Source organism: Candidatus Nebulibacter yamunensis (genome assembly GCF_024208055.1).
GTDB lineage: Bacteria > Pseudomonadota > Gammaproteobacteria > Francisellales > Francisellaceae > Caedibacter > Caedibacter lacustris.
Genome location: NZ_JAMBMW010000009.1, coordinates 1 through 12,184 on the forward strand (window position 1 = coordinate 1; position 12,184 = coordinate 12,184).

General features: G+C 35.6%; 9 protein-coding genes and 1 pseudogene. 1 reads left to right on the forward strand and 9 read right to left on the reverse strand.

What is annotated here, in order from left to right:
• Positions 1 to 290: 290 nt before the first annotated feature.
• Positions 291 to 1,553, forward strand: coding sequence for an MFS transporter (locus M1V25_RS05190; protein ID WP_498842632.1), 1,263 nt, complete (start codon positions 291 to 293; stop codon positions 1,551 to 1,553).
• Positions 1,554 to 1,616: 63 nt separating this feature from the next.
• Here the strand turns inward: M1V25_RS05190 and aguB are convergent, their stop codons facing one another.
• From aguB to M1V25_RS05235, 9 genes and pseudogenes are all read right to left on the reverse strand, one after another.
• Complete coding sequence (gene aguB / locus M1V25_RS05195) at positions 1,617 to 2,474, reverse strand: N-carbamoylputrescine amidase (RefSeq protein WP_116964646.1); 858 nt, start codon at positions 2,472 to 2,474, stop codon at positions 1,617 to 1,619.
• Positions 2,475 to 2,568: 94 nt separating this feature from the next.
• A complete protein-coding gene (locus M1V25_RS05200; protein WP_498842633.1) occupies positions 2,569 to 3,552 on the reverse strand; it encodes an agmatine deiminase family protein in 984 nt (327 codons plus the stop codon).
• Complete coding sequence (locus M1V25_RS05205; RefSeq protein ID WP_498842634.1) at positions 3,530 to 5,215, reverse strand: type III PLP-dependent enzyme domain-containing protein; 1,686 nt, start codon at positions 5,213 to 5,215, stop codon at positions 3,530 to 3,532. The genes M1V25_RS05200 and M1V25_RS05205 overlap by 23 nt, the downstream gene beginning before the upstream one ends.
• A 321-nt stretch (positions 5,216 to 5,536) precedes the next feature.
• On the reverse strand, positions 5,537 to 6,916 hold the full coding sequence (locus tag M1V25_RS05210; RefSeq protein WP_498842635.1) for an amino acid permease: 1,380 nt from the start codon (positions 6,914 to 6,916) through the stop codon (positions 5,537 to 5,539).
• Between the two features lie 553 nt (positions 6,917 to 7,469).
• Positions 7,470 to 8,729, reverse strand: a complete 1,260-nt coding sequence (locus tag M1V25_RS05215) for a SufB/SufD family protein (RefSeq protein WP_498842636.1) — start codon at positions 8,727 to 8,729, stop codon at positions 7,470 to 7,472.
• A gap of 2 nt (positions 8,730 to 8,731) precedes the next feature.
• The gene (gene sufC, locus M1V25_RS05220; protein ID WP_498842637.1) at positions 8,732 to 9,484 is read right to left on the reverse strand and encodes a Fe-S cluster assembly ATPase SufC; all 753 of its coding nucleotides are present in this window, start codon (positions 9,482 to 9,484) and stop codon (positions 8,732 to 8,734) included.
• Between the two features lie 70 nt (positions 9,485 to 9,554).
• Complete coding sequence (gene sufB / locus M1V25_RS05225) at positions 9,555 to 10,997, reverse strand: Fe-S cluster assembly protein SufB (RefSeq protein ID WP_498842638.1); 1,443 nt, start codon at positions 10,995 to 10,997, stop codon at positions 9,555 to 9,557.
• Entirely contained in the window at positions 10,990 to 11,424 is a 435-nt protein-coding gene (locus M1V25_RS05230) for an SUF system Fe-S cluster assembly regulator (protein ID WP_498842639.1), read from the reverse strand. Before M1V25_RS05230 ends, sufB begins: the two co-directional genes overlap by 8 nt.
• 371 nt (positions 11,425 to 11,795) lie before the next feature.
• A pseudogene (locus M1V25_RS05235) lies at positions 11,796 to 12,160 on the reverse strand (transposase); the annotation flags it as partial.
• Positions 12,161 to 12,184 lie beyond the last annotated feature (24 nt).

The following is a 12,184-nucleotide window of genomic DNA, read 5'->3' on the forward strand; positions in this document are numbered from 1 at the left end:
TGAGTTGCTCTGTGACGGTGAAGAATTGAATGATTCATTATTTGAAGGACCAAGCTTTTCGTTTACCTTACCGTTTCGTAAAGTCGAAAACGATGGCAACGCTAAAGTATTTAAGCCTGTGTTGATTAAGTGATGCCTTTAATAACAGATTCAGTCAAAAACAAAATAAAGAGTTAGGAATCTCAAATAAAATTGGACGTTATAGCATTCAATTGCCATGCAAAAATTAAGTTGTTATAAGATGCATAAAACCTTATATTTTAACTAAGAAATTAGGGGAGGCTACAACAATGAAACTTAATCAATTAAAAACTCTTGCTATTTCTGGCTGTGGTGCAGGAATTGAATATTATGATTTTGCAATATTTGCATATTTTGCACCTGTAATTGCAAAGTCATTTTTCCCTGAAGAGTCAGTTGCTTTAGGTATTATATATGCTTTTCTAATACTTGCTCTTGGTTATTTTATTCGACCTATTGGAGGATTGATTTTTGGCTTTATAGGTGATAAATACGGCAGGAAAACGAGTTTCTTTTTTACTATGCTAACCCTAGCTTTATCAACCCTTTTAATGGCAATTTTACCCAGCACTGAAATTATTGGTATATCTACAGCTATCATTTTCGCTCTACTCAGAATAATACAAGGACTAGCCATAGGCGGAGAAATCCCAACTGCAATATCATATAGCATTGAACACTTCCCTAAGAAAAAAGGAATGGCTATTAGCGTTATTTTCTCATGTCTTGGTTTAGGAATTATGCTAAGTACATTTGTTTTTATGGTCATTAGTTATATTCCAGTGTCAAATCCCTTATATGAGTATGGTTGGAGAATCGCGTTTCTATTTGGTGCAGCACTCTCTATTTTGATTTATTTCTTAAGAAAAGGCTTGTATGAAACTCCTGAATTTCTAGCATTCAAGAAGGAATATGCAATTAAAAATAATAAGATAAAACACACTAAAAATATCGTTATCGGAATACTCTTGGTTGCTCCTGCAGCAATGCTTACAACGCAATTATTTTTGTTTCTGCCTAGCTACGCAGAAACTTATTTAACTATCGATAAAAAACTTGTATCAGATCTTATTTTTTATGGCTCTTGCGTTATGATTTTCAGCTGTTTTCTTGGAGGAATTATCAGCGACTATGTAAATAAGAAACTCTTTTTCTGCTGTCTAACTATAGCAACATCTATACTTGGTCATTTATTTTATAGTAACCTAATTAATGGTTTTATTAGCGCGTTTACCTTGATGCTTATCTTTGCTTTATTTGGTATGATGGCATCAACATATACTGTCATTATTGCCGAAATGACTCACATTGGTTTTAGATGTCGTAGCATTGGGCTATCGTACAATATTAGTTATTCTATTTTCAGTGCCCCAATACCCGCATTGTCCGTAGTTATTTTAGATAAATATGGTTTTACGATGCTGCCTTTTTGGCTAATAAGTGGATCAACTGTGTTAGGAATCATTGGGATGTTGCTGTTAGCGCTAGAGAAGTATTCAAACAAAAGATTTTTGCTATCGTTGGCGGACTAGTAATCTCAGAAGCTGAAACTTAGGCAACGTATAACAGTGAGCCGATTTTATTGGCATATATCCTTATGCTTCCGCCGTAATATCATGATATAGCTCAGGTCTCCTATCACGGAATAGACCCCATGCAAAGCGGTTTTCTTGAAGCTTTTTCAAATTGAAGCTCGCATAGAGAATATCGTCACCTTGGCGCGGTGATTCTGCTATTTTCTGTCCAAAGCCATCTGTAATAAATGAACTGCCATAAAAAGTTGTCTGGATGCTACTATCACTTTCTTCCCCATAGCGATTTGCAGCAAGAACAGGAACCATGTTTGCTGCTGCGTGTCCTTGCATTGTTCGCTGCCAGTGATCTTTTGAATCATAGTCTGGTAAATGTGGCTCACTACCAATTGCAGTTGGATATAAAAGCAAATCCGCACCTTTAAGCGCCATAATCCTTGCTGCTTCTGGAAACCATTGATCCCAACAAATTGCGCAGCCTACTTTAGCATATCTCGTCTGCCATACTTTAAAACCTGATTTTCCTGGTGAGAAATAATATTTCTCTTGATAACCTGCACCATCAGGAATATGAGATTTACGATATATACCTAAAATACTTCCATCTGCATCAATCATCGCCACAGAGTTAAAACATGTGTTTCCAACTTTTTCAAAGAAGCTTGTTGGCAATACTACTTGATATTCCTTAGCAATTTTTCGCATTAAACCAATAAGTTTACACTCCTCTAAAGTTTCCGCCATAGCAAAATACGCTGGATCTTGGCGTTTACAAAAATACCAATATGACGGCAATTCAGGCATCAAAATAATTTGTGCACCTCTTACTGCTGCCTCAACAACTCTTTGATTTAAGTGTATGATATTACTATCAACGTCATTACTGAATTTTGATTGAATAACCGCTACTTTAACAGTCATTTTATTTTCCTTTTTCTTTTATTAAACTCTTATTCATTTCTATTTTATGCAATTTAAGTCAAGGTTTTGATGCCACAGAAGCTTATAGAGATTTTTAACACTTTGGCTGTTGCATGGTAATGCAATGAATACCACCGCCTCCTACAACTAAATCCTGTACATTAATTTGATGAATATCATAAGTTGGAAACTGTTCTTGAAGGATGGTCTTTGCATTTTGATCTTCTTTTTCCTGATCAAACTTTGGCATAATCAAGGCACCATTACAAATATAAAAATTTAAATAAGATAATGCTAAGCGCTCACCTTGAAAACTCCGTTTTTGAGGCTGAGGAATTTCAACTACATCAAGATCTGGTGCGATCTGTTGTAAATAACTCATATTGTGATTATGGCGCACATAGTTTTCATCTAATTGATCATAACAAGCTTGAATACAAATTGTTTTTTCATTACTAAAACATGCCACATTATCGACATGGCCATCAGTATCTACATCCCCGTCTATTCCAAACGGTAACCATAGTTGACGAGAAACGTTTAAATACGTTGATAAGTTTTGTTCAATTTCTTTTTTAGAGAGGTTTTTATTGCGATTAGAGTTAAGCAAGCATTCTGCAGTAGTTAACAACGTTCCCTGACCATTGCTATGAATAGCCCCTCCTTCTAACACCATATCAATTTCAAGCGTATCCCAAGATTCAATTTGTGCAAGCATAAGCTTTAGTTTTTGATCTTGATCATAGGGTAAGAATTTCTCACCCCAAGCGTTAAATCGCCAGTTCAAAGCCAATAAGCTACCATTATTATTCATAAAAATTGGTGCACTATCGCGAGCCCAAGAATCATCAGCCTGATATTGAATTAAATGAATATGTTGAGACAAATATTGACGTGCAAGCTTCATTTGTTCTGGTGCCACAATCACCTTTACTGTCTCATATTCACTGACTTTATTAGCAACATTTGCATATACTTGGCAAGCCTTTTCAAAATTTGGCCAAATTTGATAACGAATAGGCCAAATCATCCATGTTGCACTATGTTTTTGCCACTCAGCTGGCAAATATTTTTGCATTCACAGACTCCTCATATGTAGTGAATTGTAAATAAGGAAACCCATTTAACATATTATCCAATAATGTTAAATCATTAGTGGTAAGCTCAGTTTGTGCATTGTATTGGCTAAGCCGCTGAAATTTAGATAAGAGAGATAGAGGATTATGCCCATATTGACATAATAAAGCATGATAGTCTTCTGCCGCTTCAACCGATATTACACATTCATCATACATATTAAAGTTTATCTCGACCCTACTAGTCTTGCCAATGATGTTATGCTTACTACTTAACATGTCTTGATAACTACCAACAAACATAAAGGCAAGATCCCCAATTTCAGTCATAGGTAAGGAAATATAATCCATGCCATCTTTGCCCTTGATGACACCATCTGCATCACAAGAAATATCAAATATCTGACAATCTATAGTTTCCGTTGCTGAATAATGTCTTACGGGTAGCAAAGGAAAATGCTGATTAATTCCCCAGTGATCTGGTAGCGATTGGAATAACGAAAAATTTAACCATAACTTGTATTGATTTGTCTGATCGATATAACTTAAGTTACTACTCCCTAGAAGAGTGTTTAAATCAATGTCACCTCTTAACCATTGATCTTGTGTCGCTTTATCATAACTTGTTTGTGCAACAGAATCAAAACACAAGGTTTGATAAAGTGGGGACACAATTAACACACTAGACATCGCTGTCATTGCACGCCCAGATTCTGTAATCAGGTTTGGATGAGGTAAGTCGAATAAATCAACATAATAGCTAAATGTTCTAACAACTGTCTGCGCATAATAGTCAAATTCAAAGTGTGGTTTTTGAGTATTTAAATAATCAATACCCAAACCACCACCTAAGTCGATTAAGTTTAAGTTAACACACTCTTTAAGCAATTCTGCATATAAGCAAACCATCATATTGATATGTTTTTCTACTTGTTTTAGATTCTTAAGTTGTGAACCAATATGACCGTGTAAAAGTACGACCTTATGCGCAAGATTTAGTGCCTTAATTTCATTTTTTGCACTTAATATGTCTACAAGACTCAAACCAAACTTTATACTATGTAAATCATCAATAAAAGGTTTAGTTCTAAACCCTAAATCAACGTAAACATGATCTTCTTGAGCTAAAGCTTTGACCAAAGTTACTTCGCTAACATGCTCAAGCACCATCACCACTTTAAATCCAAGTTTTGCTGCCAAATTCCCCAACCGATAAAACTCAAGGTCCTTAAATCCATTACAAATAATACTATTTTGTTTTGAACTGATCGCCAAAACACTCAAAAGCTCAGATTTACTACCGACTTCAAAACTAAACGGTAAATCGTGCTTATGTGCACAATTCTTTAATGTTTGCATAACATTAGCATTTGGATTGACTTTAATTGGGTAGGCTAATTGATAATGTCCTTGATAACGATAATTTCTCATCACTTTATTAAAACTTTGATAGAGCTTAAGCATTCTATCTTCTGTAATATGTCTAAAAGTAAGCACACAAGGCTTTTTGGCACCTTGCTCAAGTGCATTATTAACAATGTCAACAAGAGGCATAAATTGCTCAAAATTCTGTCCATAATGAACGCATAGCTGATTATTCTGATCATAGCTAAAATAGGGTTCAAAAGTTTGAAATGCCTTTAACGAAAATAAATGGTTTTCCATAGAAATCCTCCTTCTATGAAAATTGTTAATGGAATTGCATCACGTTTAGCTAGCGTAATACCTCTACGACATACTGTGGCAAAGCAAACACGTCAATATGCACCAATGGTGTATAATAACGCATTTTAATACCACATTCACACTCAAAGCGCCCCTTAAACTCACCTTGTCATCTAGTTGTACCACAACTAGAGACAAAGCTCTTAAAAATCTTACATAAATTAACAACAACATAAGCTGCTGTAAATAAAAATTTTATTAAAAAGAAATAAAAAAAATAATTAGCAAATAAACATCAAGATTTTATGATCTATAAAACACCTAAACACTTGACCTTTTAGCATATTTTTTATAACCCCAATAAATAATCATCGGCAAAAAAACAGCAGGAGCACCAAAGTAAAACGCAGGACGCAACTCTTCATTCCATAACAACAACACTAAACAAGCAATTTGTAGCCAAATCCCCAAAAGTGGAACCACAGGATAAAAAGGTGTTTTAAACTTTCCCTTTAATTCGATGTTATTCCGTTTACAATGCTTTCTAAAGTTATACTGCGCCCAACAAATTGAAATCCAACAAATTGCACCAGTGAACCCAGAGATACTTAACAAATATGAAAATGCAGTTGTTGACGAAAAAAAGTATGACAATATTAGAAAGATCCAAATACAAACCAAAGTAAAAATTGCAGCTATCATCGGAACTTGATGGCGATTCAAGCGCGAGAAAATTTTTGGTGCCATTTTTTGTTGAGAAAGTCCATATAAAGCCCTTACAGTTGCATACATGCCACTATTAGCACAAGAAAATGCCGCCGTTAGTACAACAAATGTAAATATGCCTGCTATCCAATGAAAGCCATATTGTTGCAAAACTAATATAAAAACAGAAGTGTCACTGTCCATTTTACTCCAGGGAAAAATAAGTACTAACAGAAAAACTGGTACTAAATATAATAGCACGATGCGAATAGCAATATTGCGTGAAGCGCGTGGAATCGCAACATCGGTATCTTTAGATTCAGCTGCTGCCAAACAAACGATTTCCGAGCCTTGAAAATTAACCAATAACATGACCATCAAACTAATTAAAACAAGCTTTCCTTTAGGGAAGAAACCACCATCTCCAAGCAAATACTCAGTGCCAATCGTTGGCATTTTGCCACCACTTTTATATAAACCAAAAAATATAAACAAGGCTAATATACAAAACATGATAATTGCAGCAATTTTTACAATTGCTAGCCAAAACTCCATCTCACCAAATATGCGTACTTTGGACAAATTGATAATGGTAATGACAAACCCAAATAACATAGCCCAACTAAACGCTGGCACACTTGGAATAATATAGTGCATTATGATTCCTGCAGCCGTGCATTCTGCTGGAATATATGCAATCCAGTTTAACCAATACGACCAACCTGTCCCACATGCCCAAGTTGGTGAAATGTAGTCACTGGCGTATTGAATAAATGAACTGGAACTTGGCATTGCAACCGTTAGTTCACACAAACATAACATCACAAGAAAAACGATTAATCCACCCAAAGCGTACGAAATTAAAACGGCAGGTCCAGCTTGAGCAACAATATAACCTGTTCCAAGGAAAAAGGCCGATCCAATAATTCCTCCTAAAGAAATAAGTTCAAGGTGGCGCAGTTTAAGGTCTTTTCTTAATGTTTTTACTTCCGTCATAGTTGATCATGCCTTAAGTTAGAGTGACAGAAAGTGCGAATATTAGAACCAATTTTTTTTATGGTCAATCAAAATATTAGATGACTAAAACAAAAATTTTATATAACAAAATCTAATATCTAATTTACGACTCAATCACAACGTAAATAATACTAAACAAAAACAACGAAACTTAACTTGTCTAGCTTTACAGATAGATGAATGTGATATCACATCAAAAAAGAAAATTCATTTTTTATAAAATTTTATCAACATTTATGGTTACCTTAAGCTTATTTTAATTTTTGCTTGTGATACTGACTTCACTCAAGGGCATTCGATTATAGGGCAGTACTTCTCTCTCCCTTCTCTTTCAGTATGACCTATGATATAAACCCTTGAGACCAAGCAAATTGCCTTGCAGTATACTTTCTCCCTCCCTTCTCATAATCTATACTGCAAGGTAATAAAATAAATTTAAAGGCTGCATAAGCTTAATATAAATTAAAGGTTTTGATTAAGCTAAAATTCAATCAATACTGAATTTTGCAAGTAGTTCTTAAAAGATAAACTTCTACAACAAATTTTTGATATGACCATCAAAATTATCAATATAATCTTGCAGTGTAGCTTCATCTCGATCTAAAAGGGTAATTAGCTCTTTAGCAAACCCCTCTATTAGAAGCGTCATTGCGTCATTGTTTGGAATCCCACGAGATTTTAAATAAAATAACGCTTGATTATCTAAATAACCAATCGTTGCACCATGTGAACAAATAACATCATCCGAATAAATTTCAAGTTCGGGTTTGGTATTTATTTCAGCACTATTGCTTAGTTGAATATTACGGTTATTTTGAAAAGCTTTAATGCCATGCAATCCTTTATTCACGTAAGCCTTCGCATTAAAGGTTGCGGATGCCTTACCTCCAACAACACCTCGAAATGATACATCACTTTGAGTATTTGATGCCAGGTGATTAACATAAAAGTGATAGTCCGCTCGTGCAGATTGCGCTAAAGTATAAATACCTTTTGCATTAAAAACAGCGCCTTCTTCTAGCAAATCAACATTAAAGTCAACACGATTGAGTGCCGATTGTGATGACAATTGAAAGGTTTCATAGTAAGAATTTTTATATAGCTTCACAAAAATACTATTTGTGATCAAAAGTCTTTGCATGGTTATGTTTGCCAATACGTCATATGTATAATGCGCGTCTTCTGCAAGGTCAAGCTGTGTTTTAACGTTGATTGCAGTTAAAACATGACTAAATGTAATGTAATGTTCACGAATAAAGCATTGTGCCGATTTACCCACTTTGATGTGATTATGATAGTTTAACAACATCCCCTCACTGCCATCACTATGAGCATAAGTAATAAGGATAGGTTTAATTAATTTAATGTCTTGTTTAACTTCAATGTAAACACCTGCAATCGTTGACGACATATTAAGTAAATCTATTGCATTTATAGCATCTTCTGCATCTAGGTTCAACTTACTTTCTTTTGTAAGTATATTTTCAATAACAAGCCCTTCAACTTGATCAAAGTAAATTAAAGTGCCATCAATAAAAACAATATTATAATAAGTACCTGGGTACAGGTTAAGCAAAGACATAAACTCAGCTGTATTTTTATTATGACTTAACTTGATGGTTTTAATGTTGTATTTTTGATATAAGGCATTTAAATCGGTATAGCGCCACGCTTCACTTTTTTTACTTGGGAAACCTGCCGCATTAAAAGCTTGCCAAGCACTTTGTCGCTTTGCAATTGTATTTTTATCTACAAACGGTAACTCTTCTAAAGCCTTCTCTAAAACTAACATTTTTAAACTCCTTGTTCACTAATCCAAGCATAGCCTTTATCTTCAAGCTCTAATGCCAACGAACGATTGCCTGATTTTACAATCTTGCCATCTGCGAGCACATGAACAAAATCTGGAGCTATATAGTTTAATAAGCGCTGGTAATGAGTGATGACAATAAATCCTCGCTTTTGATCACGCATATGGTTAGCACCCTTTGATACAACCTGCAAAGCGTCAATGTCAAGTCCTGAATCCGTCTCATCAAGAATACAAATTTTTGGCTCTAACATCATCATTTGTAACATCTCATTACGCTTTTTTTCACCACCTGAAAACCCATCATTAACACCACGTTTCATATACTTTTGATCCATTTCTAGAATTTCCATATTTGCACGCAGCTTTTTCATAAAACTCATTGCATCAAGCTCAGACTGGTTTTGTGCCTTACGCATACTATTAACCGCTGTCTTTAAAAATTGCGTATTACTTACCCCTGGGATTTCAACAGGATACTGGAAACTTAAAAATACACCTGCATGCGCACGCTCAGATGCGTCAAGTTCCAAAAGGTTCTTACCCTCTAATAGCACTTCTCCCTCTGTTACTTTATAACCAGGTTTTCCTGCTAGTATATTACCTAGCGTACTTTTACCAGCACCATTTGGTCCCATAATCGCATGTACTTCACCTGGATTGATCCTAAGGTCAATACCTTTTAAAATAGCTTTACCTTCAACTTTTGTATGTAAGTTTTTAATTTCTAACAACATCTTTTTTACCAGTTCTACCTTATTCTTTTAACTCTTTAGTACTTCAAGTACTATTAGCATATTAGCACTACTAGCCAATCGCCCCTTCTAGACTAACTGCCATTAATTTTTGTGCTTCTACCGCAAATTCCAGTGGTAACTTCTTAAACACATCTTTACAAAAACCATTAACGATCATCGCCACCGCATCTTCGTTACTTATGCCGCGCTGTTGACAGTAAAACAACTGTTCATCTGAGATTTTTGAAGTCGTTGCTTCATGCTCGATTTGTGCTGTTTCGCTTTTATTTTCAATGTAAGGATAAGTATGCGCACTACACTGATGACCAATTAAAAGAGAATCACATTGTGAAAAATTTCGCGCATTTTCAGCAACAGGCAAGGTACGCACCAACCCGCGATATGTATTTTGTGCGCATCCTGCTGAGATACCTTTTGAGATAATCGTGCTTTTGGTATTTTTACCCATATGAATCATTTTTGTTCCCGTATCGGCTTGCTGAGCATGACGCGTTAACGCAACTGAGTAAAACTCACCGATACTATTATCACCTCTTAAAATAACCGATGGGTATTTCCAAGTGATTGATGAACCAGTTTCGACTTGTGTCCATGAAATTTTTGCATTCTCCCCTTTGCATAGACCACGTTTTGTTACAAAATTGTAAATGCCTCCCTTACCTTCTTTATCACCAGGATACCAATTTTGTACTGTAGAATATTTAATCTCTGCATCTTTAAGTGCAATGAGTTCAACAACTGCTGCATGTAGTTGATTCTCATCACGCATAGGTGCTGTACAGCCTTCTAAATAACTGACATAGCTGCCTTCATCCGCAATAATGAGCGTACGCTCAAATTGCCCCGTATTAGAAGCATTGATTCTAAAATATGTTGATAGTTCCATCGGACAGCGTACACCTTTGGGAATATAAACAAAGGAACCATCACTAAATACAGCTGAATTTAAAGCAGCAAAATAATTATCAGTTTGTGGCACAACGCTACCGATGTATTTTTGCACCACTTCTGGATACTTCTTTAGCGCTTCTGAAATAGGGCAAAATATCACTCCTGCTTCAGCAAGCTTTTCTTTAAATGTTGTGACAACAGATACCGAATCGAAAACAGCATCCACTGCAACACCTGCTAACATTTCTTGCTCATGCAAAGGGATTCCTAGCTTGTTATAAGTTTCGATTAACTCAGGATCCACCTCATCCAAGCTTTTGGGTTGATCTTTATTGAATTTTGGTGCTGAGTAATAGCTAATTAACTGATAATCAATGGGTTCATAGTTAACGTGTGCCCAAGTTGGCTCCTTCATTTTTAACCACTTACGATATGCTTGCAAGCGCCATTGCAACATAAATTCAGGCTCATTTTTACGTGCAGAAATTTGACTAATAATACCTTCGTCAAGACCTGCTCGAAAAGTTTCTTGTTCGATATTTGTCACAAAGCCATGCTTATATTCTTGATTGATTATTTTGTTTATCTTGTCATCAGTCATAATGCTTAATCTCTTTGCTATTGATTTCTCTATTCATGAGTTCTTGTATCGAAAATACATTCAATGTTTCACGCACTTTCTTATTAATCACATGCCAGTAACTACTCATTTGACAATTAGTCACAGCACAATACTTAAATCCTTTCTCACAGCATTCGGTAAAAGCAAGTTGCCCATCAATCGCTTCTACCACATCCAATACGGATAACGTTTTGATATCTTTTGCTAACTCATAACCACCTTCTGAACCGCGTTTGGCATGTAAAATCCCCTTGTTGCTTAATATTTTTAGAATCTTACGTAAGGTTGGCAGGTTAAGCCTCGTCACTGCCACAAGATCGGTTGCGCTATGTAAAGCCTGTGGGGATTGTGCAATTTTCAACACAGTCATCACCGCATAATCAGCAAGTTTACTGACCTTTAACATCAAAATAGGACTAACTTAGTATCATTTGCACCCAGGGTAATCAGTTTTAACGTTTGTGTCAATAAATTAAGATCGAATAAAGTGCACTCAATTGACATCCCTCCCTCTCTAAAGGAAGGGGATATGTTCTAATTAAGCAGGTTGGTACTTACTCACGCTTTCCCATTCTTATGTTTGAGTTTACACTGCTCTTTTTCTAATCTGCTTTCAATATAACGAAAGCTGTTTTTAGGTTCATAGATACAGTTGCTATTTACCGTTGCACAACTGGCAAATTTTGCAATACCAACATCTATACTCACTGCAGTGAAGCAGAAGGCATTGTACTTTCTTAATGCACATTCTTTTGGTCTTTGTTTCTAACAACCTGTTCAAAGTTTCTGTGCTATTAGCCTAATGAAAGCGAGTACAACCATTTGCAAACTTGCATTAATTTTTCTTTCACAGTTTTTCCATAAACGCCGACATTTTTCTAATCAAGCAAAAGAGCGTTCAACCACCCAACTCTTTGGGATCACAGCAAACTTATGCAGTTCACTTCGTTTAGCTATTTCTACCCTCGCACCAAGCGTTGCTTTTATTGCCGTTGTGAATGGATCACCCGTATAACTCCCATCTAATAAATTCTTAACTTCAGATAAGTGCTCTTTTGAATTTGTTACCATGATAATAGCACCCTTACGATCAGTTATGTAATATAGATAGCATGCGGCAAGCCTTGTGTATCCACAGCAACAAGTTATGTGAAGCAGGTCACAAC

What these genes read in the sequence shown, in the direction of transcription:
- M1V25_RS05190 (WP_498842632.1), top strand. Translation starts at nt 291, where the DNA reads ATGAAACTTAATCAATTAAAAACTCTTGCTATTTCTGGCTGTGGTGCA.
- aguB (WP_116964646.1), bottom strand. Translation starts at nt 2,474, where the DNA reads ATGACTGTTAAAGTAGCGGTTATTCAATCAAAATTCAGTAATGACGTT.
- M1V25_RS05200 (WP_498842633.1), bottom strand. Translation starts at nt 3,552, where the DNA reads ATGCAAAAATATTTGCCAGCTGAGTGGCAAAAACATAGTGCAACATGG.
- M1V25_RS05205 (WP_498842634.1), bottom strand. Translation starts at nt 5,215, where the DNA reads ATGGAAAACCATTTATTTTCGTTAAAGGCATTTCAAACTTTTGAACCC.
- M1V25_RS05210 (WP_498842635.1), bottom strand. Translation starts at nt 6,916, where the DNA reads ATGACGGAAGTAAAAACATTAAGAAAAGACCTTAAACTGCGCCACCTT.
- M1V25_RS05215 (WP_498842636.1), bottom strand. Translation starts at nt 8,729, where the DNA reads ATGTTAGTTTTAGAGAAGGCTTTAGAAGAGTTACCGTTTGTAGATAAA.
- sufC (WP_498842637.1), bottom strand. Translation starts at nt 9,484, where the DNA reads ATGTTGTTAGAAATTAAAAACTTACATACAAAAGTTGAAGGTAAAGCT.
- sufB (WP_498842638.1), bottom strand. Translation starts at nt 10,997, where the DNA reads ATGACTGATGACAAGATAAACAAAATAATCAATCAAGAATATAAGCAT.
- M1V25_RS05230 (WP_498842639.1), bottom strand. Translation starts at nt 11,424, where the DNA reads ATGTTAAAGGTCAGTAAACTTGCTGATTATGCGGTGATGACTGTGTTG.